Here is a 26,734-nt window from a genome sequence, read left to right on the forward strand (position 1 = left end):
GCAAGGAGAAGGATGTAGAGGCGAGGGAGGTAGAGGAGAGGGATGGAAGGCGATGGCGGGGAGAGCGACCCGGTCGGAGCGAGTCGGTGAGAGGGGCCAAGAGAGCGGGGCGAAGAGAGAGGACAGTAGAGGGGGTATAGACATAGAGAGGGCAGAGAGGGGATAGAGAAGGGGCGAAGAGGGGGTCGGAAGCGCCGTGTGGGCCGGCGAGGCAACGTCACCCTGTGCCCAACGCGAAAGGCCGCCCCTCGGGGCGGCCTTTCTGTCGCTGCGGTGGTGCCGCGGCGGGTCGACTCAGCTGGTGGGGTAGTCGCGCTGCGGGTGGCCGGTGTAGAGCTGGCGTGGGCGACCGATCTTGTAGCTGTCGCTGAGCATCTCGTTCCAGTGGGAGATCCAGCCGATGGTGCGGGACACAGCGAAGATCACGGTGAACATGTTCTTCGGGATGCCCATGGCCTTGAGGATGATGCCCGAGTAGAAGTCGACGTTCGGGTAGAGCTTGCGCTCGATGAAGTACTCGTCCTCCAGGGCGATCTGCTCCAGGCGCTTGGCGATCTTGAGCTGCGGGTCGTCGGCGAGGCCCAGCTCGGCCAGCACCTCGTCGCAGGTCTCCTTCATGACCTTGGCGCGCGGGTCGAAGTTGCGATAGACCCGGTGGCCGAAGCCCATCAGCTTGAAGGGGTCCTTCTTGTCCTTGGCCTTGTCGACGAAGCGCTGGATGTTCTCCTCGGAGTCATCGCCGATCTCGTCGAGCATGTTCAGCACGGCCTCGTTGGCGCCGCCGTGGGCCGGGCCCCAGAGGGCCGCGATGCCGGCGCTGATGCAGGCGAAGGGGTTTGCCCCGGTGGAGCCGGCCAGGCGCACGGTGGAGGTGGAGGCGTTCTGCTCGTGGTCGGCATGGAGCATGAAGATGCGGTCCATGGCCTTGGCGTAGACCGGATTGATCCGGTACTCCTCGCACGGGTTGCTGAACATCATGTAGAGGAAGTTCTCTGCATAGTTCAGGTCATTGCGCGGGTAGTTGAAGGGCTGGCCGATGTTGTACTTGTAGGACATCGCCGCGAGGGTCGGCATCTTGGCGATCAGGCGAATGGCGCTGATCTCGCGGTCTTCCTGCTTGGAGGTGTCCATGTGGTCGTGATAGAAGGCGGCCAGGCCGCCGACCACGCCGCACAGGATCGACATCGGGTGGGCGTCGCGGCGGAAGCCCTTGAAGAAGTTGATGATCTGGTCGTGGACCATGGTGTGGTTGGTCACGCGCCACTTGAAATCCTGGTACTGGGCATCGTCGGGCAGCTCGCCGAACAGCAGCAGGTAGCAGGTCTCGACGAAGTCGGAGTGCTTGGCCAGCTGGTCGATCGGATAGCCCCGGTGCAGCAGCACGCCCTTGCCGCCGTCGATGTAGGTGATCGCCGACTTGCAGGAGGAGGTGGCCATGAAGCCGGGGTCGTAGGTGAAGAGGCCTTGGGCACCGAGACCGCGAACGTCGATGACGTCCGGGCCCAGGGAGCCTGAGTAGACCGGCAGGTCAATCGGGTTGTCCAGGCCGTCTACCGTCAATGTCGCTTTCCTGTCAGCCATAACTGGCCTCCTCTCGGGTTCATGGGGGGGACGATAATGGGGGTTTTCGCTGCAGGTGCCGGCGAAAAAGGTCCGCCCACTATAGAAGCGTCCCCGAGATTGTCAATTCCACCAATGTGTCCTATCGTCTGTACATTAACAAGCTAAGTAGAAAGGTATTGTATAAAAAATGGTGCTTCGCACCATTGCCGTGCACGCTCGCTCGGGTCACGCTTTCGGATGGCGGACCAGTTGGCGCCAGCGCCGAGAAATCGGCCTTCCACCATGGTCGAGTAGGTCGGGTGTCCATTTGTCATGACAGGGTGATGACCCTATAATCTCAGCGCGCGACTGGCAGGAACCGGTGGTCGTGTCCAACTCGGCCACGATCGTGTCCCTTCCCGAAACCACCGCCCGCTCGGGCCTTGTCGGACGATGTAGAGCGGGCCAAGAGAGTGTGTAGAGCCGTGAATAGCAAACGACCCGTAAATCTGGATCTGTCCACGATACAGTTTCCCCTTCCCGCCCTGACGTCGATCGCTCACCGCATCACTGGCGTCATCCTCTTCATCGGCCTGATCTTCGCCTTCTGGGCGCTGGACACGTCGCTGTCCTCGCCGGTCGGCTTCGCCGCCGTGAGTGACGCCCTGGCCCACAACTTCCTGGCCAAGCTGATCGCCTGGGGACTGCTGTCCGCCCTGGCGTTCCACTTCGTGGCCGGCATCAAGCACCTGCTGATGGACATGGATATCGGCGTGACCCTCGAGGGTGGCGTCAAGAAGGCGCAGATCACCGTGGTGGTGAGCGCGGTCCTGATCATTCTGGCTGGAGTCTGGGTATGGTAACCAACATCACGAACTTCGGGCGCAGCGGCCTCTCCGACTGGCTGCTGCAGCGCGTCTCCGCCGTCATCCTGGCGCTCTACACTCTCTTCATCGTCGGTTTCCTGCTGTTCAACTCCGGCCTCGACTATGCGGCATGGAGCGGGCTGTTCGCCCAGACCTGGATGCGCATCTTCTCGCTGCTGGCCTTCATCTCGCTGGCCGCCCACGCCTGGGTCGGGCTGTGGACCGTGACCACCGACTATCTCAAGCCGACCGGTATTCGCATCGGTGTGCAGCTCATCATCATCCTGGCCATCTTCGTGTTCCTGGTCTGGGGCATCACCGTTCTTTGGGGAGCCTGATTCATGTCCAACATGCGTAGCCTGTCTTTCGACGCCATCATCATCGGTGGGGGCGGTGCCGGCCTGAGGGCCGCCCTGGAACTGGCCAAGTCCGGCAAGAAGACCGCCGTGCTGTCCAAGGTCTTCCCGACCCGTTCTCACACCGTGTCCGCCCAGGGCGGCATCACCTGTGCCATCGCCTCCGCCGACCCCAACGACGACTGGCGCTGGCACATGTACGACACCGTCAAGGGCGGCGACTACATCGCCGACCAGGACGCCTCCGAGTACATGTGCTCCGAGGGCCCCAAGGCGGTGTTCGAGCTCGAGCACATGGGCCTGCCGTTCTCCCGCTTCGACAACGGCCGCATCTACCAGCGCCCGTTCGGCGGCCAGTCCAAGGACTTCGGCAAGGGCGGCCAGGCGGCCCGTACCTGCGCCGCCGCAGATCGTACCGGCCACGCCCTGCTGCACACGCTCTATCAGAACAACCTGAAGAACAACACCACCTTCCTCAATGAGTGGTACGCCGTCGACCTGGTCAAGAACGCCAACGGCGACGTGGTGGGCTGCATCGCCATGGATATCGAGACCGGCGAAGTGGTACACGTGAAGTCCAAGGCCACCGTCATGGCCACCGGCGGGGCGGGGCGCATCTTCGCCTCCACCACCAATGCCCTGATCAACACCGGTGACGGCATCGGCATGGCGCTGCGCGCCGGCTTCCCGATGCAGGACATGGAGATGTGGCAGTTCCACCCCACCGGCATCTACGGCGCGGGTACCCTGGTGACCGAGGGCTGCCGCGGCGAGGGTGGCTACCTGATCAACAAGGACGGCGAGCGCTTCATGGAGCGTTACGCACCCAACGCCAAGGACCTGGCCGGCCGCGACGTGGTCGCGCGCTCCATGGTCATGGAGATCCTCGAGGGCCGCGGCTGCGGCGAGAAGGGCGACCACGTCTTCCTCAAGCTGGATCACCTGGGCGAGGACGTCCTCGGCAAGCGCCTGCCGGGCATCGTCGAGCTGTCCAAGACCTTCGCCCACGTCGATCCGGCCAAGGAGCCGATCCCGGTGGTGCCGACCTGCCACTACATGATGGGCGGGATCCCGACCAACGTGCACGGCCAGGCGATCATGCAGGACGCCGAGGGCAACGATCAGATCGTCAACGGCCTGTTCGCCTGCGGCGAGGCGGCCTGCGTGTCGGTCCACGGCGCCAACCGCCTGGGCGGCAACTCGCTGCTCGACCTGGTGGTCTTCGGCCGTGCGGCGGGCATGTTCATCGAGGGCGCGCTCAACGAGGGCATCGAGTACCTCGACGCCTCGGAGTCCGACGTCGAGTCGGCCATGAAGCGCATCAACCGCTGGAACGAGTCCGAGGGCGGCGAGACCGTGCCCGAACTCAAGCGCGAGCTCCAGGACATCATGCAGACCTCCTTCGGCGTGTTCCGCGAGGAGAAGAACATGGTCGAGGGCGTCAAGCGTCTGGAAGAGCTGCGCGGCCGTATCGACAATGCCTACCTGCCGGACAAGTCCAACACCTTCAACACCGCGCGTGTCGAGGCGCTGGAGCTGGACAACCTGATGGAAGTGGCCGAGGCCACCGCCATCGCGGCCCTCGAGCGCAAGGAGAGCCGTGGCGCGCATTCCCGCTACGACTACCCCGATCGCGACGACGTCAACTGGCTGAAGCACTCGCTCTACTTCCCGACCGAGAAGCGCCTGGGCCAGCGCGATGTGAACTTCGCACCCAAGACCGTCGACATGTTCGAGCCGAAAGTCCGCACCTACTAAGGGGGAGTCACGATGTCCAAGCTTCAGGTATCCCTGTACCGCTACAATCCGGAAACCGACTCCGCGCCCTTCATGCAGGAGTTCCAGGTCGACACCCAGGGTCGCGACCTGATGGTGCTCGACGTGCTGCACCTGGCCAAGGAGCAGGACAACGGCCTGGCCTATCGCCGCAGCTGCCGCGAGGGCGTGTGCGGTTCCGACGGCATGAACATGAACGGCAAGAACGGCCTGGCCTGCATCACCCCGCTCTCCGAGGTGGTCAAGGGCAACAAGCTGGTGCTGCGCCCGCTGCCCGGCCTGCCGGTCATCCGTGACCTGGTGGTCGACATGGGGCTGTTCTACAAGCAGTACGAGCGCATCCAGCCGTACCTGCAGAACGACGAGCCGGCCCCGGCCATCGAGCGCCTCCAGTCGCCGGAGGAGCGCGACAAGCTCGACGGCCTCTACGAGTGCATCCTGTGCGCCTGCTGCTCGACCTCCTGCCCGTCGTTCTGGTGGAACCCGGACAAGTTCGTCGGCCCGGCCGGCCTGCTGCAGGCCTACCGGTTCCTCGCGGACTCCCGCGACACCGCCACCCGTGATCGCCTGTCCGAACTGGAGGATCCGTTCTCCGTGTTCCGCTGCCGCGGCATCATGAACTGCGTCGCGGTCTGCCCCAAGGGGCTGAACCCGACGCGGGCGATCGGCAAGATCCGCGAGATGCTGCTGGCCGATGCCACTTAAATCGTGGCGGCCAGCTTGTTATCATGTGCTTCGCTCTCGGGCTGCGGCGAGCTGCCGCAGCCGAGTCCGGTGCGGAGCGTGATGTGAAGAGCCGGTGCCCTGTGCACCGGCTCTTGACCATGGAATTCTTGATGCTCTCCCTCCGGCAGGGCATCAGCGATGTCGATACGGTCGAGTCGTGTCGGCGCCGATACCACCCCATCAGTGCAGGGTGACCAAGAGATGCAAGAAGGCATAATGGAGTTGATGTGGCGCTCCTCCCACGTCAGTGGTGGCAATGCCCACTATGTGGAAGCGCTCTACGAACAGTACCTCGATGATCCCTCCGCCGTTCCCGACGAATGGCGCCAGTACTTCGACCAGCTACCGCGACCCGAGGGCGGTGCCTCCCACGATGTTCCCCTCTCACCGGTCCGCGACCAGTTCTACCAGCTGGGACAGCAGCGTCGTACCGCGCATGCCGCCGCCGACAGCGGAGAGGGCAAGAAGCAGGTCAAGGTACTCCAGCTGATCAACGCCTACCGCTTCCGCGGGCACCAGAAGGCCGACATCGATCCCCTCGGCCTGCGCAGTCCCACCCCGGTTCCCGACCTCGACCTCTCCTTCCACCAGCTCTCGAAGGCCGACCTGGACACCGAGTTCCAGACCGGCTCCTTCTTCATGGGCCAGGACAAGGCGAGCCTGAAGGAGATCGTCAGTGCGCTGGAGCAGACCTACTGTCGCTCCATCGGCTGCGAGGTCATGCATATCGTCGACACCGAGGAGAAACGCTGGCTGCAGCAGCGCTTCGAGTCGGTGCGCAGTGCGCCGAAGTTCAGCCCCGCCGTGCGCAAGCACGTGCTCGAGCGCCTCACGGCCGCCGAGGGCCTGGAGAGCTACCTGGCCTCCAAGTACCCGGGCACCAAGCGCTTCGGCCTCGAGGGTGGCGAGTGCTTCATCCCGATGATGGATGAGCTGATCCAGCGCGCCGGCAGCTATGGCACCAAGGAAGTGGTGATCGGCATGGCCCACCGCGGGCGCCTCAACATGCTGGTCAACATCCTCGGCAAGAACCCCTCCGAGCTGATCGACGAGTTCGACGGCAAGAAGGTCATCGAGCGGGGCTCCGGTGACGTGAAGTACCACCAGGGCTTCAGCTCCAACGTCATGTCGCCGGGCGGCGAGGTCCACCTGGCGCTGTCGTTCAACCCCTCCCACCTGGAGATCGTGGCCCCGGTGGTCGAGGGCTCGGTGCGCGCCCGTCAGGATCGCCGCAACGACCCGGTTGGTGACAAGGTGCTGCCGATCAACGTCCATGGCGACGCGGCCTTCGCCGGCCAGGGCGTGGTCATGGAGACCTTCCAGATGTCCCAGACCCGCGCCTATCGCACCGGCGGCACCCTGCACATCGTCATCAACAACCAGGTGGGCTTCACCACCTCGCACCCGGAAGACTCGCGCTCCACCGAGTACTGCACCGACATCGCCAAGATGGTCCAGGCGCCGATCTTCCACGTCAACGGCGATGACCCCGATGCCGTGCTGCATGCCACCCAGGTGGCGCTGGACTACCGCCAGCAGTTCAAGCGCGACGTGGTCATCGACCTGGTGTGCTACCGCCGCCGCGGCCACAACGAGGCGGACGAGCCTTCCGGCACCCAGCCGATGATGTACAACAAGATCAAGGACCATCCGTCCTCGCGGACCCGCTACGTCGAGCGCCTGGTCAAGGAGGGCCTGCTCTCCGACGACGACGCCAAGGCGATGATGGAGAAGTACCGGGACGACCTGCAGGCCGGCAACCACGTGGCCAACGCCCTGGTGCAGAAGCCCAACAAGTCGCTGTTCGTTGACTGGACCCCCTACCTGGGCCACGAGTGGACCGGCCATGCCGACACCCGGGTCGAGATGAAGCGCCTGCAGCGCCTCGCCGGCAAGATGTGCGAGATTCCCGACGGCATCACCGTGCAGCGCCAGGTGGCCAAGATCTACGAGGACCGCCGCAAGATGCAGGCCGGCGGCATGGCCATCAACTGGGGCTTCGCCGAGACCCTGGCCTACGCCACGCTGCTCGACCAGGGCCATCCGGTGCGCCTCACCGGCCAGGACGTGGGCCGCGGCACCTTCTCCCACCGCCACGCGGTGGTGCACAACCAGAAGGACGGCAACGCCTATGTGCCGCTGCAGCACATGGCCGACGGCCAGCCGCGCTTCACCATCCACGACTCCTTCCTCTCCGAGGAGGCGGTGCTGGCGTTCGAGTACGGCTATTCCACCACGGCGCCCAACGACCTGGTGATCTGGGAAGCCCAGTTCGGCGACTTCTTCAACGGCGCCCAGGTGGTGGTGGACCAGTTCATCTCCTCCGGCGAGACCAAGTGGGAGCGCCTCTGTGGCCTGACCATGCTGCTGCCCCACGGCTACGAGGGGCAGGGGCCCGAGCACTCCTCGGCGCGTCTGGAGCGCTTCCTGCAGATGTGTGCCGAGCACAACATGCAGGTCTGCGTGCCGACCACGCCGGCGCAGATCTTCCATCTGCTGCGGCGCCAGGTGATCCGCCCGCTGCGCAAGCCGCTGGTGGTCATGTCGCCCAAGAGCCTGCTGCGTCACAAGTCGGCGACCTCGAGGCTCGAGGAGCTGGCCGAAGGCAACTTCCAGATGGTCCTCCCCGACCAGGGCAAGCTCGAGGCGAAGAAGGTCGAGCGCATCGTGCTGTGTGCCGGCAAGGTCTACTACGACCTGGAGAACTGGCGCGAGGAGAACGCCCGCGACGATGTGGCCATCCTGCGCATCGAGCAGCTCTATCCCTTCCCCAAGGAGGAGCTCTTCGAGGCCATCAAGGACTACACCAACGTCGAGGACGTGGTGTGGTGCCAGGAGGAGCCGCTCAACCAGGGCGCCTGGTACTCGAGCCAGCACCACATGCGGGCCGTGGCCGACATGCTGCGCGATGGCCTGGGCGGCAAGCTCAAGTTCGCCGGACGCCCGGCATCGGCCGCCCCCGCGGCGGGCTACATGTCCGTGCACACCGAACAGCAGCGCCAGCTGGTGGAAGACGCCTTCAACCTGTGAGGCGTCCCACCGGGACGAGAGAGAACATACAAGGGATACGACATGGCTACCGATATCAAGGCACCCACCTTTCCGGAATCCGTTGCCGAGGGCAGCGTGGCGGCCTGGCACAAGAAGCCGGGTGACAGCGTCGAGCGTGACGAGCTGATCGTCGAGATCGAGACCGACAAGGTGGTGCTCGAGGTCGTGGCCCCCGAGGCGGGCACCCTCAGCGAGGTGCTGGCGGAAGAGGGCGACACCGTGGAGTCCGAGCAGCTCCTGGGCCGCATCGGCGCAGGCGAGGCCAAGGGCGGCGGCCAGAAGGCGGAGGCCAAGGCGGAGGAGCCGGCCAAGAAGCAGGCCGAGGCCAAGCCGGCCGCCGGCGGCAAGACCCATGAGGTCAAGGCCCCGACCTTCCCCGAGTCCATCCAGGAAGGCACCGTGGCCAGCTGGAACAAGCAGGTCGGCGAGGCCGTCAAGCGCGACGAGGTGCTGGCCGAGATCGAGACCGACAAGGTGGTCCTCGAGGTCGTCGCCCCGGCCGACGGTGCGCTCACCGAGATCAAGGCCGAGGAGGGCAGCCAGGTGACCTCCGAGCAGGTGCTGGCGACCTTCACCGAGGGCGCCGGCGGCGAGTCCGCCCCGGCGACCGGCGCCGACGAGAAGCCGGCGGCCTCCGCCGACGACGGCGCGAGCGACGAGAAGGTCGGCGACAAGATCCTCGCGCCGGCCGCCCGCAAGCTGGTCGCCGAGCATGACCTCGACGTCAGCAAGATCGAGGGCACCGGCAAGGGTGGCCGGGTCCTCAAGGAGGACGTGCAGCGGGCCGTGAAGGAGGGCAGCGCCAAGAAGGGGGCCAAGCCCGCCGGTGGCGCCCAGGCCGCCGCGGCGGCTCCGGCCGTGGAAGGCGAGCGTCCCGAGAAGCGCGTGCCGATGAGCCGCCTGCGCCAGACCATCGCCAAGCGCCTGGTCCAGGCCCAGCAGACCGCCGCCATGCTGACCACCTACAACGAGGTGGACATGGGCGCGGTGATGGACCTGCGCTCCCAGTACAAGGACTCCTTCCTCAAGGCGCACGACGTCAAGCTCGGCTTCATGGGCTTCTTCGTCAAGGCCGCCTCCGAGGCGCTCAAGCGCTTCCCGGACGTCAACGCCTCCATCGACGGCACCGACATCGTCTACCACGGCTACCAGGACATCGGCGTGGCGGTCTCCACCGACCGTGGCCTGGTGGTTCCGGTGCTGCGTGACACCGACAGCATGAAGATCGCCGACGTCGAGAAGGGCATCGTCGACTTCGGCAAGCGGGCCCGTGACGGCAAGCTCGGCATCGACGAGATGCAGGGCGGCACCTTCACCATCACCAACGGCGGCATCTTCGGTTCGCTGATGTCCACGCCGATCCTCAACCCGCCGCAGACCGCGATCCTGGGCATGCACAAGATCCAGGAGCGTCCCATGGCGGTGAACGGCAAGGTCGAGATCCGTCCGATGATGTACCTGGCGGTCTCCTACGACCACCGCATGATCGACGGCAAGGATGCGGTGCAGTTCCTGGTGACCATCAAGGAGCTGCTCGAGGATCCGTCGCGTCTGCTGCTGGACATCTGATCCGCGGGACCCACAACGTACGCCAGCGACAATCCAAAAAGGAGCCAACATGGCTGACAAGTTTGATGTGATCGTGATCGGTGCGGGCCCCGGCGGCTACGTCGCCGCCATTCGTGCTGCCCAGATGGGCCTGAAGACCGCCTGTGTCGAGAAGTGGATCGGCAAGGAAGGCAAGGTCGTGCACGGCGGCACCTGCCTCAACGTGGGCTGCATCCCGTCCAAGGCACTGCTCGAGGCCTCGCACAAGTTCGTCGAGGCCAAGCACGACTTCGATGACATGGGTATCCAGGCCGGCGACGTCACCATGGACGTCAAGAAGATGATGGCCCGCAAGGACAAGATCGTGAAGAACCTGACCGGCGGCATCTCCGGTCTGTTCAAGGCCAACGGCGTCACCGCCATCGAGGGCACTGGCAAGGTGACCTCCGCCAAGCAGGTCGAGGTCACCGACCACGACGGCAAGGCAACCACCTACGACGCCGACAGCATCGTCGTCGCCGCCGGTTCCGTGCCGGTGGAGATCCCGCCGACCCCGCTGAAGGACGACCTGGTGGTCGATTCCACCGGCGCCCTGGAATTCCAGGAGACGCCGAAGCGCCTGGGCGTGATCGGGGCCGGCGTCATCGGCCTGGAGCTCGGCAGCGTGTGGAACCGCCTGGGCTCCGAGGTGACCGTGCTCGAGGCCATGGAGGGCTTCCTGCCGATGGTCGACGGGGCCGTCGCCAAGGAGACCCAGAAGCTGCTCAAGAAGCAGGGCCTGGACATCAAGCTCAATGCGCGGGTCACCGGCTCCGAGGTCAAGGGCAAGGAAGTCGTCGTCAAGTACACCGATGCCGACGGCGAGCAGGAGATCACCTTCGACAAGCTGATCGTCTGCGTCGGTCGCAAGCCCTACACCAAGGGCGTGATCGCCGATGGTGTGGGCATCGACACCGACGAGCGTGGCTTCATCCATGTCGACGACCAGTGCCGCACCAGCGTGCCGGGCGTCTATGCCATCGGCGACTGCGTGCGCGGGCCGATGCTGGCGCACAAGGCCTCCGAGGAAGGCATCATGGTCGCGGACATCATCGCCGGCCATAAGGCCGAGATGAACTACGACGCCATCCCCAACGTCATTTACACCTTCCCGGAAGTGGCCTGGGTGGGCATGACCGAGCAGGACGCCAAGGCGGCCGGCATCGAGGTCAAGGTCGGCGCCTTCCCGTTCGCCGCCAGCGGCCGGGCCATGGCCAACAACGCGACCGAAGGCATGGCGCGCATCATCGCCGACGCCGAGACCGACCGGGTGCTGGGCATGCACATCGTTGGCCAGCATGCCGGCGAGATGATCGCCCAGGGCGTGATCGCGCTGGAGTTCGGCTCCAGCGCGGAGGACCTGGCCCTGACCTGCTACGCGCACCCGACCATGTCGGAAGCGGTGCACGAGGCGGCACTCGCCGTCGAGGGCCATGCCATCCACATGGCCAATCGCAAGAAGAAGAAGTAAGGACAACAAGCGCCACCGGCAGGTGGCGCATCGCTTCCGGCCAAGTATCGGAAGCGAACGGTGGTGACGCGAACCACGCCTCCCGAGGGCGGCGGGCCGTGTCATCGTTCGAGTCACATGCAACCAATGGCATGAATCGATGAACCTTCACGAGTATCAGAGCAAGCAGCTGTTTGCCGATTACGGGCTGCCGGTATCCAAGGGCTTCGCCGTCGACACCCCCGAGGAGGCCGCCGAGGCCTGCAAGAAGATCGGTGGCGACATGTGGGTCGTCAAGGCCCAGGTCCACGCGGGCGGCCGCGGCAAGGCCGGTGGCGTCAAGCTGATCAAGGACCCGGAGGAGGCCAAGACCTTCGCCGAGTCCTGGCTGGGCAAGAACCTGGTGACCTTCCAGACCGACGAGAAGGGTCAGCCGGTCACCAAGATCCTGGTCGAGACCTGCACCGACATCGCCAACGAGCTCTACCTGGGCGCCGTGGTCGACCGTGGCACCCGCCGCGTGGTCTTCATGGCCTCCACCGAGGGCGGCGTGGAGATCGAGAAGGTCGCGGAAGAGACCCCCGAGAAGATCCTCAAGGCCGAGATCGACCCGCTGGTCGGCGCCCAGCCGTACCAGGCGCGTGAGCTGGCCTTCGCCCTGGGCCTCACCGGCAACCAGGTGAAGCAGTTCACCAAGATCTTCCTGGGCCTGTCCAAGCTGTTCCACGACAAGGACCTGGCGCTGCTCGAGATCAACCCGCTGGTGGTGACCGACGAGGGCAACCTCCACTGCCTCGACGCCAAGATCGGCCTGGACGGCAACGCCCTCTATCGCCACCCGGACCTGCAGGCGATGCGCGACCCGTCCCAGGAGGACGAGCGCGAGGCCGAGGCGGCCGCCTGGGAACTGAACTACGTGGCCCTGGAAGGCAACATCGGCTGCATGGTCAACGGAGCGGGCCTGGCCATGGGCACCATGGACATCATCAAGCTTAACGGCGGCCAGCCGGCCAACTTCCTGGACGTGGGCGGCGGTGCCACCAAGGAACGCGTGGCCGAGGCCTTCAAGCTCATCCTCTCCGACGATTCCGTGAAGGCCGTGCTGGTCAACATCTTCGGCGGCATCGTGCGTTGCGACATGATCGCCGAGGGCATCATCGGTGCCGTCGAGCAGGTCGGCGTCAACGTGCCGGTGGTGGTGCGCCTGGAAGGTAACAACGCCGAGCTGGGGGCCGAGAAGCTGGCGTCCAGTGGTCTGAACATCATCGCTGCTACCAGCCTGACCGATGCGGCTCAGCAGGTCGTCAAGGCAGCGGAGGGCAAGTAATGAGCATCCTGATCGACAAGAACACCAAGGTCATCTGCCAGGGCTTCACCGGCGGACAGGGGACCTTCCATTCCGAGCAGGCGATCGCCTACGGCACCAAGATGGTCGGCGGCGTGACCCCGGGCAAGGGCGGCCAGGAGCACCTGGGCCTGCCGGTGTTCAACACCGTCAAGGAAGCCGTGGCTGCCACCGGCGCCGAGGCCAGCGTGATCTACGTGCCGGCCCCGTTCTGCAAGGATTCCATCCTGGAAGCCGCCAATGCCGGCATCAAGCTGATCGTCTGCATCACCGAGGGCATCCCGACGCTGGACATGCTCGACGTCAAGGTGAAGTGCGACGAGCTGGGCGTGCGCCTGATCGGCCCGAACTGCCCCGGCGTGATCACCCCGGGCGAGTGCAAGATCGGCATCATGCCGGGCCACATCCACAAGCCCGGCAAGGTCGGCATCGTGTCGCGCTCCGGCACCCTGACCTACGAAGCCGTCAAGCAGACCACCGATCACGGCTTCGGCCAGTCCACCTGCGTGGGCATCGGCGGTGACCCGATCCCGGGCTCCAACTTCATCGACATCCTCGAGCAGTTCGAGAAGGATCCGGTGACCGAGGCGATCGTGATGATCGGCGAGATCGGCGGTACCGCCGAGGAAGAGGCCGCCGCCTACATCAAGGCCAACGTCTCCAAGCCGGTGGTCTCCTACATCGCCGGCGTGACCGCCCCTCCGGGCAAGCGCATGGGCCACGCCGGTGCGATCATCGCCGGCGGCAAGGGCACCGCAGACGAGAAGTTCGCCGCCCTGGAGGCCGCGGGCGTCAAGACCGTGCGCTCCCTGGCCGAGATCGGCGATGCCCTGAAGGCCGCGACCGGCTGGTAAGAAAGCTGCGCTGTCTCAGGCATGACCTTCTTCAAGGGCACCTTCGGGTGCCCTTGTTGTTTGTGGCGTTCGATTTCCTGCTATCCCGCTCTCAACTTTCGTGTGGCGACCCGCCTGTCGGTGGGTCGTTTTTGATTGTCCGAGTCTTGACTATTGTCCCGGTTGGCCCATCATGACATCCATATGCCATCCATGTGGATGGCATATGGATGTCATGGGGATGGTGAATAACGTCAGGAGTGTTCCGCTCTTGGGACAACGAGGCATAACGCATGAGCTTACATGAACTGCGCCGCAAGACCGGCGAGTCCAGCGAGAAGGTCACCATCAATCTGGGCGTCGTCGACCTGGGGCAGATCGATCTGCTGGTCCAGGAAGGGTTCTATTCCAATCGCACCGATCTGATCCGCACGGCCATCCGTAACCAGTTGGCGACCCATGCCGAGGTGGTCAGGGATACCGTGACCCGCAAGGCCTTCGTGTTGGGGCTCGAGCATTACAGCCGCACGGATCTGGAAACCCTGAAGTCGGCGGGAGAGACGTTACAGATTCAGGTCCTGGGCCTGGCCAGCATTGCCGACGACGTATCACCGGAGCTTGCGCGCGCCACCATCGAGTCTGTGGTCGTGTTGGGCGCCCTGCATGCCAGCGCGGCGGTCAAGGCTGCCCTGGCGGATCGAATCCACTGAATCATTGAATAGGGCCATTGACCATGATCGACGCCACCATGACGCGACGAATGGAAGAAGCGACGCGGCTCACGCGCGCCGGCAAGTTAAAAGAGGCCATGGCCATCATCCAGGGCGCCGTGCCCGAGGCGAGGGGCGGGGAAACGCCGGACGAACCGGACCGTGGGGGCAATATCTTCGAGGGGACCTGCCAGATCATCGACGAGGATATGACGGTGTCGAGGCCAGCGTCCGCTGAGCCGGCAACTGATCGGACCAGTGAACCGTCAGCAGGAGCGGCGTCATCTTCCGCGTTTGGCCACTTTCGACAGACGACCACTGGGCCATTCCCGAGCGGCGATATCGGTCTGCCTGCTGCATGGCGCGACAAGTGGCGTCAGTTCCGTGAGCGCGCGGCACAGCCCGAGCAGGCGCGCGGAGCCACCGAGGTAGCGGGGCCTGGCATGTTCACCGTCGGGTGCTTTACCAATCATGTCGGCACGCGCGATTACAAGCTGTATCTCCCCAGCGGCTATCATGGGCAGGCACTACCGCTGGTGGTCATGCTGCATGGCTGCACGCAGGATCCCGATGACTTTGCTGCCGGGACCAACATGAACCGGCTGGCCGAAGACCAGCTGTGTTGCGTGCTCTATCCGGCCCAGCCGATGACCGCCAACAGTTCGAAGTGCTGGAACTGGTTCAGGGCCGAAGATCAACAGCGCGAGGGCGGTGAGCCAGCGATCATTGCCGGCATGACCCGCCAGGTAATCGACACGCACGGGCTCGATGCGAGGCGAGTCTATGTGGCCGGACTCTCGGCGGGTGCGGCCATGGCAACGACACTGGCGATGACCTATCCGGACCTCTTTGCGGCGGTGGGCGTCCATTCCGGGCTGCCCCACGGCGTGGCGCAGAGTCTCCCCGATGCTCTGGGGGCGATGCAGGGAGGCACGGGCCCCCTGGGTGGCAGCGTGGCGCGTGAATCCGGGTGGGCGTCGGAGGTGCCGGCTATCATCTTTCATGGTGACCGTGACACGACCGTGCACCCCGGCAATGCGGATCGCGTTGCCGCCCAGTATGCCGCGTCGCGTCATGCTGGTGAGACGGCAAGTCACAGTAAGGGCAACGCCAGGGTAACGGTGGAGCAGGGGCAGGTTGCCAACGGCCATGCCTATACGCGTACCACGCATCATGATGCGAAGGGCGAGCCGCGCCTGGAGCAGTGGCGAGTGCAGGGCGCGGGTCACGCCTGGTCGGGAGGGAGTGCGCATGGAAGCTATGCCGACCCCAAGGGCCCCGATGCCGCGAAGGAAATGCTTCGCTTCTTCTATCGCCATCGGCAGGACGAACGTGGCGGGAGCTGAGGCGCCACTCGGTGGGCGTTGAGAGTCCTCTGGCAAAGTCCGCTAGCATGGTTTAACGCTCGATGCACCAAGGAGACAGGGCAATGGCAAAGGTTCCCGCCGCCTACCAAGCCACCCGGGGCTCGATCCTCGACGTCGATCGAGACTTCTACGCGCGGCTGACCGACCCGGCCGCCCGCACCCGGGTCGAGGCGCTCACCGTGCCGATCCGGGAGGGCCTGGCCTGGCGGGTCCCGGCCGGCCACGTGCTGCGGCTGTCGACGCTGGAAGGCCCTCAGGTCGGCGACCTGAACCTGTGGAGCCTGCACAACCCCCGTGAGCGCTTCTGGGCCTCGCGTACCCGCCAGCTGCAGCGGGCCCATGTCTCGACCTTCGATCGCCTGTGGTCGACGCTACCCTACCTGCGGCCCATGGCGACGATCATCGACGATACCCTGGCCGGCTATGGCGTCGATGGCAGTGGCGTGGACGAGGAGGGCGGGCGTGTGCATGACCTCCTGGGCACCCGCTGCGACCCCTACGTCAACCGCCTGCTCACCGGCGAGGATTTCGACCACCACTGCCATTCCAACCTGGTGCGGGCGGTGGCGCCCTTCGGGCTCACCGAGTTCGATGTCCACGATGTCCTCAATGTCTTCCAGTGCACGGGCCTCAACGACGATGACCAGTATTTCATGAAGGCCTGCCCGGCCCGGGAGGGCGATCACCTGGAGCTGTTCGCCGAGATCGATCTGCTGTGTGCGCTCTCCTGCTGTCCCGGGGGCGATCTCTCGGTGGACCTGTGGGGTCCGAATGCCCGGGATCCCCTGGCGACCTGCCACCCCATCGGCGTGGAGGTGTACCGCCTCGATCCGTCGCGGCTCGAGGGCTGGCAGCCGCCGGGGTATGCGCCCTATCGGGGCGGGCATGGGCTGCACGGCCCCGCCATCGACTGGGCGGCGGAGAAGCGTCGGCGGTTCGGGGTGGAGTGAGGCCCCGAATGACAACGCCCCGGCACGGGGCCGGGGCGCGGAGGGGGCGGGCGTGAGCCAGCGGCCTCAGTCGGCGGGGCGACCCACCAGCGAGCGGGTCTCCTCGCGGGCCTCGGTCAGCACCACGCGGATGACGTCGCCGAGCTTGAAGCGTTCCTCATCCTCGATGTGGATACGCCCGTCCTTGTCGTCGATCGCCACCTTCTTGCGGTCGCTGTGCATCATCGGGGCGGGGATGAAGGCGGTGGCGCCGTTGGCGGTCAGGCGCACCCGCATGCCGCCGCGGTTGACGGCGATGATCTCGGCCTCGAAGGTCTCCTGGGCCTCGGCGGCCGGGCTCAGGTAGCGCACATAGAGCCAGTCCTTGACGTCGCGCTCGGCCATGCGGTTCAGCCGGCGGCGTTCGGTGAGCTGCTCGGTCAGCGCCTGGCTGGCCTCGGCCGGGGCCTGCTCGCCCTTGAGCACCCGCTTGATCAGGCGGTGGTTGACCATGTCGCCGTACTTGCGGATCGGCGAGGTCCAGGTGGCGTAGGCGGCGAGGCCCAGGCCGAAGTGCGGGCCGGGCTGGGCCGACATGCTGGTGAAGCCCTGGAAGCGGCGCAGGCGGGCGTCCAGCCAGGCGTCGTCGCGGCCCTCGAGCTCGCGCTTGAGCTCCGTGTAGCGCGACAGCTCGGTGAGCTGCTCGCGCTCCACCTGGATGTCCTGGTCGGCCAGGAACTCCTGGGCGGCCTCGGCCTTCTCGGGCTCGAAGGCGCGATGCACGTTGAAGATGCCGTGGCCGACGTGCTCGGCGAGCAGGTGCGCGCAGCAGGCGTTGGCCGCGATCATCGACTCCTCGATCATGCGGTTGGCGATGCGCCGATGCTCGGTGCGGATGTCCAGCACGTTGCCGGCGTCGTCCAGGTCGAAGACGAAGTCGGGACGGTCCTTGAAAACCAGGGCGTGGGCGGCGCGCCAGGCGCTGCGGGCCTCGGTCATGGCCTGAAGGGACTTGAGCTGCTCGGCGATCGCCTCGTCCGGCGTCCAGTCGCCCTGGCCCTCGCACCAGTCGGAGACCCGGTCGTAGGCGAGCTTGGCATGGGAGCGCGCGGTGGCGGCGAAGAATCGGTAGTCGCCCAGGCTGCCGTCGGCGCCGACCTCCAGGGTGCAGGCCAGCACCGGCCGGTCCTGGTCCTGCCACAGCGAACAGAGGTCGTCGGCCAGCTGCTCGGGCAGCATGGTGACGTTCTGGCCCGGCAGGTAGACGGTGAAGGCGCGGGTCCGTGCCTCCAGGTCCGCGGCATGGCCCTCCTCCACGTAGGCGGTGGGATCGGCGATGGCCACGGTCAGCGACCAGCCGCCGTCCTCGCGGGGGCGGATGCGCAGGGCATCGTCCATGTCGCGGGTCTTCTCGCCGTCGATGGTGAAGAAGGGCTCGGCGGTCAGGTCCTCGCGCTCGAGGCCCTCGTCGCGCAGCGGCCAGTCGTCGCCGGCATCCGGGCACTCCTGCTCGAGTGCATGGCGGGCCAGGGTCACGCGCCACGGCACGGCGGGGTCGTCGGTCTTGGCCACCAGCTCGTCGATCTGGGTGAAGAAGGCGCGGTCGTCGGGCTTGAGGGGGTGGCGCACCAGGCGGGCCACCACCCAGTCGCCGTCGGCGATGCTCGCCTCGTCGAGGCTGCGCTTGATGCGTGCCTTCAGCGCGTTGTTCATCGAGGGGTGGTCGGGGACCACCGCCAGGCGCCCGTCGCGCTTCTGCACGCGGGCGATGAAGCGCTCCATGCCGGTCTCGATCAGGGTGTCCGGCTCGACTGACTTCTTGTCACCCTCCTCATGGAGGATGGCCGAGACCCGATCACCATGCAGGACCTGCTTCATGGCGGGGGGCGGCACGAAATAGGAGTCTCCGTCGTCGGTCTCGAGGAAACCGAAGCCCCGGTCGGTGGCCTTGATCACACCCTCTACGCGAGGGGTGTTGTCACGCATCTGTTGCTTGAGCTGAGCAAGCGCCGAGTTGTTCTGCAGCATGGTCTCGATCGGTTGGCGAGTAGGGGGGCCACTATACGGATTCGCGACCCCTCCGCCAAACGCCGAAGGAAGCCCCGACGGGGAATCAGTCGCTTGCGTCGGCGCCGGGGGGGAAGACAGGGGCAGGGGGGTTCGGTAGCCTTGAGCTCTCTGACATGCGGATGGCTCCATGACCCCTCGACTGATCGTCTCCGACCTCGACGGCACCCTGCTCGGGGCCGACCATGACCTTCACCCGGCCACCGTCGAGACGCTGCGCGCCCTGGCGGGGCGGGGCCACCACCTGGCCTTCGCCTCGGGGCGCCACTTCCGGGACATGCAGCGCTTCCGGGAGCGGCTCGGGGTGCCGGTGCACGTGATCAGCACCAACGGGGCCTACCTCCACGACCCCGAGGACCGCCTGGTCGCCGCCCGCCACCTGGACGCCTCCCTGGCCCGGGAGCTGATCGCCCTGCCGCGCCATCCCGAGGTGCGCCTCAACCTCTACCATGACGACGAGTGGCTGATCGATGCGGAGGCCCCCGGGCTGCTGGCGCTGCACGCCCACACCGGCTTCGGCTACCGGGTCGCCGACCCCGCCGAGCGGCTTGGGGAGGGCGTCGGCAAGGTGCTCTACATCGGCGACCCGGGCGAGGTGAGGCGGCTGGAGGCGACGATCCGTGCCCGCCACGGCGATCGCCTGCACCTGACCTACTCGATGGACACCTCGCTGGAGATCATGGCCGGCGGGGTCAACAAGGGCACCGCGCTCGCCACGCTGCTCGACACCCTGGGGCTCGGCCGCGAGGACTGCCTGGCCTTCGGCGACAACCTCAACGACACCGAGATGCTGACCCTGGCCGGGGAGGCCCACGTGATGGCCAATGCCCACCCGGCGCTGGCCGACCGTGTGCCCGAGGCCGCGGGCATCGGCCATCACGACCGCCAGGGCGTGGCCGAGCGGCTGCGCGAGCGCTTCGACCTGAGGCCGCTGCCATGACCACCATACCTGCCACCCTGATCGTGGTCGACGACGACCCCGAGATCCGTGAGCTGCTGGCCGACTACCTCGGCCGCCACGGCATGCGAGCCCTGATGGCCGAGGACGCCGAGGCGCTGCGTCGGCTGCTGGCGGTCGAGACCCCGGACCTGCTGATCGTGGACCTGATGATGCCCGGCGACGACGGCTTCACCATCTGCCGGGACCTGCGTCGCCACAGCGACGTGCCGATCATCATGCTGACCGCCAGCGCCGACGAGACCGACCGCATCCTGGGCCTGGAACTGGGCGCCGACGACTACCTGGGCAAGCCCTTCAACCCCCGCGAGCTGCTGGCGAGGATCAAGGCCGTGCTGCGTCGCGCCCGGGGCCAGCAGGAGGCGACGGATCCCGCCCAGGCGCGGCTGGTGGCCTTCGGCGACTGGCGACTGGATCGCCTGACCCGCGAGCTGGTCGACGCCGAGGGGCAGCACATCCCGCTGTCCGGCGCGGACTTCCAGCTGCTGCAGGTGTTCCTCGAGCATCCCGAGCAGGTGCTGTCGCGGGACGCGCTCTTCGAGCTGACCCGCGGGCGACCGGCGCCGCCCCTGGATCGTTCCATCGACGTGCACGTGTGTCGCCTGCGACAGCGTCTCGGCGAGGATGCCCAGCACTCCCAGCTGATCCGCACGGTGCGCGGGGCGGGCTACGTGCTCACCGCCCGGGTCGAGGTCCTGCCGTGACCACCGACGGCCGGTGGCGACGGCTGCGACGCCGGCTGGCGCGCGGCCTGCCGGGCACCCTGCGCGGACGCTTCGTGCTGATCATGGTGGTCGGGGTGCTGGCCGCCCAGCTCGCCAGCTACGTGATCTGGACCTCCCAGGTGCGCGATAGCCGCCTGGCCCAGCTCGACGAGCTGTCGAGCAATGTCGCCTTCAGCGTGGCGTCCACCATGCGCTTCTTCCGCTCGCTCCCGAGGGAATACCGGCACATCGTCCTGGACCAGCTGCGCGAGATGGGCGGGTCCCGCTTCTTCGTCAGCGTCAACGAGAAGCGCCTCGACGTGGCCGACATCGGCGACGGGCCCGAGAAGGCCCTGGTGGTGGAGACCTTCCGCCGCATCCTCACCGAGCAGCTCGACATCGACGCGGTGAGGGTGGAGTTCTCCCGCCCCGAGACCCTGCGCGTCTTCAACAACGAGGTGCTGCTCAAGGACCTGCCGCCGCGCTGGGGGCAGCACAGCCTGCTGATGGAGCCCCTCTCGCCGCCGATCCTGGTCGTGCAGCTCGAGCTCGAGCCCGGGACCTGGCTCTACCTGGCCACCATCCTGCCGATCGCCGAGGTGTTCGAGGAGCGCGCCTGGCTCTCCGGGGAGCGCCTGCTGGCCGGGCTGATGGTGCTGCTCACCGTGCTGGGGCTCTCGCTGCTGGGCATCCGCAGCATGACGCGACCGCTGTCGCGGCTCTCCCGGGCCGCCCGCCAGCTCGGCGACGACCTCGATGCGCCGCCCCTGCGCGAGACCGGGCCCCGCGAGGTGGTGTCCACGGCCGTGGCCTTCAACCGCATGCAGCGACGTATCCGCGAACAGGTGGAGGAGCGCGAGCGGCTCTTCGCGGCGATCTCCCACGACCTGAAGACGCCGATCACCCGGATGCGCCTGCGCGCCGAGATGCTCGACGACCCCGGCCAGCGGGAGCGCTTCTGCGCCTCCCTCGACGAGCTGGATGCGCTGGTCAGGGGGGCGCTGGCCTCGGTCAAGGGGCTGGACCTCCAGGAGCAGGTCGTCATGGTCGAGCCCGACACCCTGCTGCACGACCTGGCGGCCGAGCTGCGGCTGCACGGCGGCGAGGTGGTCATCGAGGGGCGCGCGGCGCCCATCGCCGCCAAGCCGCTGGCCCTCAGGCGCTGCCTGGCCAACCTGCTGGAGAACGCGCTGTTCTACGGGCGACACGCCGAGGTGCGGCTCGAGGATGCCCCGGACCGACTGGTCATCACCCTCCGCGACCACGGCCCCGGCATTCCCGAGGGGCAGCGCGAGCGGGTCTTCTCGCCCTTCGTGCGCCTGGAGCCCTCGCGCAGTCGGCATACCGGCGGCAGCGGGCTGGGGCTCGGCATCGCCCGGCATATCGTGCGGGCCCACGGCGGCGACATCGGCCTCGCCGATGCGCCCGGCGGCGGGCTGTTGGTGACCCTGATCCTGCGTCGCCAGGCCAATGTTACCGACCTGCAATAAAGGGCGAACACTTTGCAGGACTCGGTAACGACCCTTCGCGCGACGACTGGCGTAGCGTGTCGGTATCCCGGTGCGCCGGGGACCATAACAATACGACACGAGGAAGCCACGTCATGCACGTATCCAAGCGACTCCCATCCCTCCGCAAGACCGCGCTCGCCCTGGCCACTGGCCTGGCGGCGTCCCTGACCCTCTCCAGCGCCCAGGCCGGCGATGTCGAGGTCCTGCACTGGTGGACCTCCGGCGGTGAGGCCCGGGCGGCCAACGTGCTCAAGGAGCTGATGGAGGCCGAGGGCCACAACTGGGAGGACTTCGCGGTGGCCGGCGGCGGCGGCGAGACCGCCATGACCGTGCTGAAGTCCCGCGCCATGTCCGGCAATCCGCCCTCCGCGGCCCAGATCAAGGGGCCCGAGATCCAGGAGTGGGGCGAGCTCGGCCTGCTGGGCAACCTCGACGGCGTGGCCGAGGCCCAGCAGTGGGAAACGCTGCTGCCCGAGACCGTGGCCGAGGTCATGCGGCATGACGGCCATTACGTGGCGGTGCCGGTCAACGTCCACCGCGTCAACTGGCTGTGGGCCAATCCCGAGGTGCTCGACGATGCCGGGGTCGAGATGCCCACCACCCTCGACGAGCTCTTCGCGGCCGCCGAGCCTCTGCGCGAGGCGGGCTACATCCCGCTGGCCCATGGCGGCCAGGCCTGGCAGGACGCCACCATCTTCGAGGACATCGTGCTGGCCACCGCCGGCACCGACTACTACCGTCGTGCCCTGGTCGACCTTGACCCCGAGGCCCTGGGCGGCGAGCCGATGATCGAGGCGCTCTCGACCTTCAAGCGCCTGCGCACGCTGATGGACGACGACATGTCCGGCCGCGACTGGAACATCGCCACCTCCATGGTCATCGAGGGCGACGCGGCCATGCAGCTGATGGGCGACTGGGCCAAGGGCGAGTTCACCGCCGCGGGCCTGACCGCCGGCGAGGACTACCTCTGTGCGCCGGCCCCCGGCACCCAGGACGCCTTCACCTTCAACATCGACAGCCTGGCGATGTTCCGGGTCAGCGACGAGGGCGAGCGCGAGGCCCAGGAGGACCTGGCGCGACTGGTGCTGGAGCCCACCTTCCAGAAGGCCTTCAATATGGCCAAGGGGTCGATCCCGGCGCGTCCTGACCTCGACATGAGCGAGTTCGACAGCTGCGCCCAGCAGTCGCTGGCCGACTTCCAGCGGACCGCCGACGAGGGCGGGCTGATGCCCAGCATGGCCCATGGCATGGCCGTGCGGGCCGCCGTCCAGGGCGCCATCTTCGACGTCGTCACCAACTACTTCAACGACACTGACATGGAGGCCGAGGAGGCCGCCCGGCGCATGGTCAACACGGCCCAGGCCGCCTACTAGGACCCGCCGCGGGCCCGGGGCGCCGCTGCGGCGGCGCCCGTGATCATCCACGAGGACTCCTCCCATGACACTCTCGACTTCCCTCCGGCAGGAGGGGCGGGCGGCGAGCCGGCGCTCGTCGTCCGGCCGCCTCCAGGACTGGCTGCCACGCCTGGTGCTGGCCCCCTCCGTCGCCATCTCGCTGTTCTTCGTCTACGGCTTCATGCTGTGGACCTTCGTCCTCTCGCTGACCAGCTCGCGCATGCTGCCGAGCTACGACTTCATCGGCTTCGCCCAGTACGGCCGGCTGATGGAGAACGAGCGCTGGTGGGTCGCCTCCACCAACCTGGTGATCTTCGGCGGCCTCTTCGTGGTGATCTGCCTGGTGCTGGGGGCCTTCCTGGCCATCCTGCTCGACCAGCGCATCCGCCGCGAGGGGACCCTGCGCACGATCTACCTCTACCCCATGGCGCTCTCCTTCATCGTCACCGGGGTGGTCTGGAAGTGGCTGCTCAACCCCGGACTCGGCCTCCAGGCCATGGTGCGCAGCTGGGGCTTCGAGTCCTTCACCTTCGACTGGCTGATCGACCCGGACATGGCGGTCTACACCCTGGTGATCGCCGCCGTCTGGCAGGCCTCCGGGTTCGTCATGGCGCTGTTCCTGGCGGGACTGCGCGGCATCGACGACAGCATCATCAAGGCCGCCCAGCTCGACGGGGGCAGCCTGCCGCGCATCTACTGGCGGGTGGTGATCCCCTGCCTGAGGCCGGTGATGTTCAGTGCGGTGATGATCCTCGCCCACATCGCCATCAAGAGCTTCGACCTGGTGGTGGCCCTGACCGGCGGTGGCCCCGGCTATGCCTCCGACCTGCCGGCCACCTTCATGTACACCCACGCCTTCACCCGGGCGCAGGTCGGCCTGGGCTCGGCGAGCGCCATGCTGATGCTGGGAGGCGTGCTGGCGATCCTGATTCCCTATCTCTACTCGGAGCTGAGGAGCCGCAAGCATGGATAACGTGATTCGACGCCGCACACCCGGCGCCCGGCTGGCGCGCCTGGCCCTCTATGCCGTGCTGCTGCTGGCCGCGCTCTTCTACCTGCTGCCGCTGGCGGTGATGCTGATCACCTCGGTGAAGCCCCTGGACGAAATCAGCGCCGGCAGCCTGCTGGCGCTGCCTCAGGCGCCGACCCTGGCTCCCTGGGCCAAGGCCTGGGGCGAGGCCTGCACCGGCATGCGCTGCGAGGGCGTGGGCGGCTACTTCTGGAACTCCTTCGCCATCGTGATCCCGGCGGTGGCGATCTCCACCGTGATCGGCGCGCTCAACGGCTATGCGCTGACCAAGTGGCGCTTCCGGGGCTCGGAGCTGCTGTTCGCGCTGATGCTGTTCGGCTGCTTCATTCCCTTCCAGGTGGTGCTGCTGCCCATGGCCCAGACGCTGGGCTGGCTGGGGCTCTCCAGCTCCCGGGCGGGGCTGATCCTGGTCCATGTGATCTTCGGCATCGCCTTCACCACCCTGTTCTTCCGCAACTTCTACGTCGCGGTCCCCACCGAACTGGTGTCGGCGGCCAAGCTGGATGGCGCGGGCTTCTTCCGCATCTTCTGGCGCATCCTGCTGCCGGTCTCGGCGCCGATCATCGTGGTCTCGGTGATCTGGCAGTTCACCCAGATCTGGAACGACTTCCTGTTCGGGGTGGCCTTCTCGGCCCATGACACCCAGCCGGTGACGGTGGCCCTGAACAACCTGGTCAACACCTCGACAGGGGTGCGCGAGTACAACGTCGACATGGCCGCCGCCATGATCGCGGCGCTGCCGACCCTGGTGGTCTACGTGCTGGCCGGCAAGTACTTCGTGCGCGGGCTCACCGCGGGGTCCGTCAAGGGGTGAGCCGGGCCGCCGCCCCGCCCGACGGTCGATGAACAACAAAGGTAAGCAGTCATGTCAGCTCTCGAGATTCACGAGGTCCGCAAGGACTTCGGCAACGAACGCGTCCTCAAGGACGTCAGCCTGGCCATCGAGTCCGGCGAATTCCTGATCCTGGTCGGCCCCTCGGGGTGCGGCAAGTCGACCCTGATGAACGCCATCGCCGGCCTGGAGCCGGTCACCGACGGCCGGATCCGCATCGCCGACCGGGACGTCACCTGGCTCACCCCGGCGGAACGCGACATCGCCATGGTCTTCCAGTCCTATGCGCTCTACCCGAGCATGACGGTGCGCCAGAACATCAGCTTCGGCCTGGAGATGCGCAAGGTACCCAGGGACGAACGCGAGGCGGCGGTTGAGCGGGTGGCCGACCTTTTGCAGATCACGGCCCTGCTCGACCGCAAGCCCTCCCAGCTCTCCGGGGGCCAGCGCCAGCGGGTGGCCATGGGCCGGGCCCTGGCCCGGGAGCCCGCGGTCTATCTCTTCGACGAGCCGCTCTCCAACCTGGACGCCAAGCTGCGCGTGGACATGCGCACCGAGATCAAGAAGCTCCACCAGCGCCTGGGCACCACCATTGTCTATGTCACCCACGACCAGATCGAGGCCATGACCCTGGCCGACCGCATCGCCGTGATGCGCGACGGCCACATCCTGCAGCTGGGCACGCCGGACGAGGTCTACAACGACCCCGTCGACATCTTCGTGGCCGGCTTCATGGGCTCCCCCTCGATGAACTTCGTCACCACCACCCTGGAGGGGCAGTCGGGCGACTATCGCCTGCGGATCGCCACCCCCGGCGAGGCAGACCTGGTGCTGCCCTGGCCGGCCTCTCGCGAGACGCCGGCCATGGCCGGGCAGGTGGGCCAGCCGGTGATCCTGGGGCTGCGACCCGAGCACTTCAGCGAGGAGGACCTGCGGTTGAGCGAACAGGCCGAGGGCACCCTGCTGGAGGCGCGGGTCAGTGTGGTCGAGCCCACCGGCGCCGACATCCTGCTGCGTCTTCCCCTGGGCGAGGGCGAGGTCACGGCGCGGGTCGGGCCGAAGTGCCAGGTGGCCGCCGGCGAGCGGCTCTCATTGCGCGTCGACATGGGGCGCGCCGTGCTCTTCCACCAGGAGAGCCAGCGGCGGCTCGCCTGACCCTGTCGTCGCGCCAGGGGGCCGGGCCGCGTTCAGTGCACGGTGATCACGGTGCAGTCGGCGGCGTGACTGACCTTGTGGGAGACGCTGCCGACCACCATCCCCTTGAGGTCGCCCAGGCCCCGGCTGCCCATCACGATGGCATCGACGCCGCGACGTTTCGCCTCGTCGAGGATCACGCGCGTCGGGTCGCCCTGGGCGACCATGGCCTCGACGTGTTCCACGCCCGCATCGCGGGCGGCCTCGGCGGCCCGGTCCCTGACCTGTCGCCCGGCGGACTCGAGCTCCGCCTGGGTGGCCGTCATCTCGACGGCGCCGATGCCCCAGACCAGCAGGGTGTCGTGGGCGAGTTGCTCGGGAATGTGCAGCAGGATCAGCGCGGACTGCGCCTGCCGGGCCAGCTGGCAGGCCACGTCCAGGGCCTTCTGGGCGTGTACGGAACCGTCGACGGGCACCAGGATGGAACGGAACATGACGAGACCCTCCATGCAATGACGGGAATGGCGACCTACCGAGGAGCCTAGTTTCCCTTGCGGGGGCCGTCA

22 protein-coding genes are annotated in these 26,734 nt (G+C 66.9%); 19 read left to right on the forward strand and 3 right to left on the reverse strand.

Translation table 11 applies throughout. The features are described from left to right. Positions 1-294: 294 nt before the first annotated feature. On the reverse strand, positions 295-1,581 hold the full coding sequence (gene gltA / locus BOX17_RS12685) for a citrate synthase (RefSeq protein ID WP_071945107.1): 1,287 nt from the start codon (positions 1,579-1,581) through the stop codon (positions 295-297). Between the two features lie 446 nt (positions 1,582-2,027). On the opposite strand from gltA, the gene sdhC reads away from it, so the two are divergent. The 12 genes from sdhC to BOX17_RS12745 all read left to right on the forward strand — a co-directional run bounded on the left by sdhC (position 2,028) and on the right by BOX17_RS12745 (position 16,559). Then, positions 2,028-2,405: a succinate dehydrogenase, cytochrome b556 subunit gene (gene sdhC / locus BOX17_RS12690; RefSeq protein ID WP_071945109.1), complete on the forward strand. Its 378-nt coding sequence runs from the start codon at positions 2,028-2,030 to the stop codon at positions 2,403-2,405. Continuing rightward, positions 2,399-2,746, forward strand: a complete 348-nt coding sequence (sdhD, locus tag BOX17_RS12695) for a succinate dehydrogenase, hydrophobic membrane anchor protein (protein WP_071945112.1) — start codon at positions 2,399-2,401, stop codon at positions 2,744-2,746. Before sdhC ends, sdhD begins: the two co-directional genes overlap by 7 nt. A gap of 3 nt (positions 2,747-2,749) precedes the next feature. After that, positions 2,750-4,522: a succinate dehydrogenase flavoprotein subunit gene (gene sdhA, locus BOX17_RS12700; RefSeq protein ID WP_071945113.1), complete on the forward strand. Its 1,773-nt coding sequence runs from the start codon at positions 2,750-2,752 to the stop codon at positions 4,520-4,522. 12 nt (positions 4,523-4,534) lie between these two features. Further along, on the forward strand, positions 4,535-5,245 hold the full coding sequence (locus BOX17_RS12705) for a succinate dehydrogenase iron-sulfur subunit (RefSeq protein WP_071945115.1): 711 nt from the start codon (positions 4,535-4,537) through the stop codon (positions 5,243-5,245). A 222-nt stretch (positions 5,246-5,467) separates the two neighbouring features. After that, positions 5,468-8,296 (forward strand): 2-oxoglutarate dehydrogenase E1 component, encoded by a 2,829-nt coding sequence (locus BOX17_RS12710; RefSeq protein ID WP_071945117.1) that lies wholly within the window; start codon positions 5,468-5,470, stop codon positions 8,294-8,296. 42 nt (positions 8,297-8,338) lie between these two features. After that, positions 8,339-9,886, forward strand: coding sequence for a 2-oxoglutarate dehydrogenase complex dihydrolipoyllysine-residue succinyltransferase (gene odhB / locus BOX17_RS12715; protein WP_071945119.1), 1,548 nt, complete (start codon positions 8,339-8,341; stop codon positions 9,884-9,886). A gap of 49 nt (positions 9,887-9,935) precedes the next feature. Beyond that, on the forward strand, positions 9,936-11,375 hold the full coding sequence (gene lpdA / locus BOX17_RS12720; protein WP_071945121.1) for a dihydrolipoyl dehydrogenase: 1,440 nt from the start codon (positions 9,936-9,938) through the stop codon (positions 11,373-11,375). Positions 11,376-11,514: 139 nt separating this feature from the next. Then, on the forward strand, positions 11,515-12,681 hold the full coding sequence (gene sucC, locus BOX17_RS12725) for an ADP-forming succinate--CoA ligase subunit beta (protein ID WP_071945123.1): 1,167 nt from the start codon (positions 11,515-11,517) through the stop codon (positions 12,679-12,681). Next, a complete protein-coding gene (gene sucD / locus BOX17_RS12730) occupies positions 12,681-13,553 on the forward strand; it encodes a succinate--CoA ligase subunit alpha (RefSeq protein ID WP_071945125.1) in 873 nt (290 codons plus the stop codon). The genes sucC and sucD overlap by 1 nt, the downstream gene beginning before the upstream one ends. A 272-nt stretch (positions 13,554-13,825) precedes the next feature. Further along, positions 13,826-14,242 carry a CopG family transcriptional regulator gene (locus BOX17_RS12735; RefSeq protein WP_071945127.1) on the forward strand — a complete coding sequence of 139 codons (417 nt, stop codon included), beginning with the start codon at positions 13,826-13,828 and terminating at the stop codon, positions 14,240-14,242. Between the two features lie 23 nt (positions 14,243-14,265). Next, a complete protein-coding gene (locus tag BOX17_RS12740; RefSeq protein ID WP_071946866.1) occupies positions 14,266-15,588 on the forward strand; it encodes an extracellular catalytic domain type 1 short-chain-length polyhydroxyalkanoate depolymerase in 1,323 nt (440 codons plus the stop codon). 83 nt (positions 15,589-15,671) lie between these two features. Then, a complete protein-coding gene (locus BOX17_RS12745; RefSeq protein ID WP_071945129.1) occupies positions 15,672-16,559 on the forward strand; it encodes an urea carboxylase-associated family protein in 888 nt (295 codons plus the stop codon). A 66-nt stretch (positions 16,560-16,625) separates the two neighbouring features. On the opposite strand, the gene BOX17_RS12750 is transcribed toward BOX17_RS12745, so the two are convergent. Beyond that, positions 16,626-18,566: an exoribonuclease II gene (locus BOX17_RS12750; RefSeq protein WP_071945131.1), complete on the reverse strand. Its 1,941-nt coding sequence runs from the start codon at positions 18,564-18,566 to the stop codon at positions 16,626-16,628. A 169-nt stretch (positions 18,567-18,735) separates the two neighbouring features. Here BOX17_RS12750 and BOX17_RS12755 point away from each other — a divergent pair, with 169 nt between their 5' ends. The 7 genes from BOX17_RS12755 (at position 18,736) to BOX17_RS12785 (ending at position 26,189) form a co-directional block, all read left to right on the forward strand. Further along, a complete protein-coding gene (locus BOX17_RS12755; protein WP_071945133.1) occupies positions 18,736-19,545 on the forward strand; it encodes a Cof-type HAD-IIB family hydrolase in 810 nt (269 codons plus the stop codon). Then, a complete protein-coding gene (locus tag BOX17_RS12760; protein ID WP_071945135.1) occupies positions 19,542-20,267 on the forward strand; it encodes a response regulator in 726 nt (241 codons plus the stop codon). Before BOX17_RS12755 ends, BOX17_RS12760 begins: the two co-directional genes overlap by 4 nt. Positions 20,268-20,350: 83 nt before the next feature. After that, positions 20,351-21,757, forward strand: coding sequence for an ATP-binding protein (locus tag BOX17_RS12765; protein ID WP_083582228.1), 1,407 nt, complete (start codon positions 20,351-20,353; stop codon positions 21,755-21,757). A 113-nt stretch (positions 21,758-21,870) separates the two neighbouring features. After that, positions 21,871-23,151 (forward strand): ABC transporter substrate-binding protein, encoded by a 1,281-nt coding sequence (locus BOX17_RS12770; protein ID WP_071945139.1) that lies wholly within the window; start codon positions 21,871-21,873, stop codon positions 23,149-23,151. 64 nt (positions 23,152-23,215) lie between these two features. After that, complete coding sequence (locus BOX17_RS12775) at positions 23,216-24,145, forward strand: carbohydrate ABC transporter permease (protein ID WP_071945141.1); 930 nt, start codon at positions 23,216-23,218, stop codon at positions 24,143-24,145. Continuing rightward, the gene (locus BOX17_RS12780) at positions 24,138-25,016 is read left to right on the forward strand and encodes a carbohydrate ABC transporter permease (RefSeq protein ID WP_071945143.1); all 879 of its coding nucleotides are present in this window, start codon (positions 24,138-24,140) and stop codon (positions 25,014-25,016) included. Before BOX17_RS12775 ends, BOX17_RS12780 begins: the two co-directional genes overlap by 8 nt. Positions 25,017-25,067: 51 nt before the next feature. After that, entirely contained in the window at positions 25,068-26,189 is a 1,122-nt protein-coding gene (locus BOX17_RS12785; protein WP_071945145.1) for an ABC transporter ATP-binding protein, read from the forward strand. Positions 26,190-26,221: 32 nt separating this feature from the next. Here BOX17_RS12785 and BOX17_RS12790 read toward each other — a convergent pair whose 3' ends face one another. After that, complete coding sequence (locus tag BOX17_RS12790; RefSeq protein WP_071945147.1) at positions 26,222-26,662, reverse strand: universal stress protein; 441 nt, start codon at positions 26,660-26,662, stop codon at positions 26,222-26,224. Between the last annotated feature and the right edge of the window lie 72 nt (positions 26,663-26,734).

The sequence above is a fragment of the Halomonas aestuarii genome (assembly GCF_001886615.1).
In the GTDB taxonomy this organism is placed as follows: Bacteria; Pseudomonadota; Gammaproteobacteria; order Pseudomonadales; family Halomonadaceae; genus Halomonas; species Halomonas aestuarii.

Coding starts and splice junctions, on each gene's coding strand:
- gltA (WP_071945107.1), bottom strand. CDS start 1,581: ATGGCTGACAGGAAAGCGACATTGACGGTAGACGGCCTGGACAACCCG.
- sdhD (WP_071945112.1), top strand. CDS start 2,399: ATGGTAACCAACATCACGAACTTCGGGCGCAGCGGCCTCTCCGACTGG.
- sdhA (WP_071945113.1), top strand. CDS start 2,750: ATGTCCAACATGCGTAGCCTGTCTTTCGACGCCATCATCATCGGTGGG.
- BOX17_RS12705 (WP_071945115.1), top strand. CDS start 4,535: ATGTCCAAGCTTCAGGTATCCCTGTACCGCTACAATCCGGAAACCGAC.
- BOX17_RS12710 (WP_071945117.1), top strand. CDS start 5,468: ATGCAAGAAGGCATAATGGAGTTGATGTGGCGCTCCTCCCACGTCAGT.
- odhB (WP_071945119.1), top strand. CDS start 8,339: ATGGCTACCGATATCAAGGCACCCACCTTTCCGGAATCCGTTGCCGAG.
- lpdA (WP_071945121.1), top strand. CDS start 9,936: ATGGCTGACAAGTTTGATGTGATCGTGATCGGTGCGGGCCCCGGCGGC.
- sucC (WP_071945123.1), top strand. CDS start 11,515: ATGAACCTTCACGAGTATCAGAGCAAGCAGCTGTTTGCCGATTACGGG.
- sucD (WP_071945125.1), top strand. CDS start 12,681: ATGAGCATCCTGATCGACAAGAACACCAAGGTCATCTGCCAGGGCTTC.
- BOX17_RS12735 (WP_071945127.1), top strand. CDS start 13,826: ATGAGCTTACATGAACTGCGCCGCAAGACCGGCGAGTCCAGCGAGAAG.
- BOX17_RS12740 (WP_071946866.1), top strand. CDS start 14,266: ATGATCGACGCCACCATGACGCGACGAATGGAAGAAGCGACGCGGCTC.
- BOX17_RS12745 (WP_071945129.1), top strand. CDS start 15,672: ATGGCAAAGGTTCCCGCCGCCTACCAAGCCACCCGGGGCTCGATCCTC.
- BOX17_RS12750 (WP_071945131.1), bottom strand. CDS start 18,566: ATGCTGCAGAACAACTCGGCGCTTGCTCAGCTCAAGCAACAGATGCGT.
- BOX17_RS12755 (WP_071945133.1), top strand. CDS start 18,736: ATGACCCCTCGACTGATCGTCTCCGACCTCGACGGCACCCTGCTCGGG.
- BOX17_RS12760 (WP_071945135.1), top strand. CDS start 19,542: ATGACCACCATACCTGCCACCCTGATCGTGGTCGACGACGACCCCGAG.
- BOX17_RS12765 (WP_083582228.1), top strand. CDS start 20,351: ATGGTGGTCGGGGTGCTGGCCGCCCAGCTCGCCAGCTACGTGATCTGG.
- BOX17_RS12770 (WP_071945139.1), top strand. CDS start 21,871: ATGCACGTATCCAAGCGACTCCCATCCCTCCGCAAGACCGCGCTCGCC.
- BOX17_RS12775 (WP_071945141.1), top strand. CDS start 23,216: ATGACACTCTCGACTTCCCTCCGGCAGGAGGGGCGGGCGGCGAGCCGG.
- BOX17_RS12780 (WP_071945143.1), top strand. CDS start 24,138: ATGGATAACGTGATTCGACGCCGCACACCCGGCGCCCGGCTGGCGCGC.
- BOX17_RS12785 (WP_071945145.1), top strand. CDS start 25,068: ATGTCAGCTCTCGAGATTCACGAGGTCCGCAAGGACTTCGGCAACGAA.
- BOX17_RS12790 (WP_071945147.1), bottom strand. CDS start 26,662: ATGTTCCGTTCCATCCTGGTGCCCGTCGACGGTTCCGTACACGCCCAG.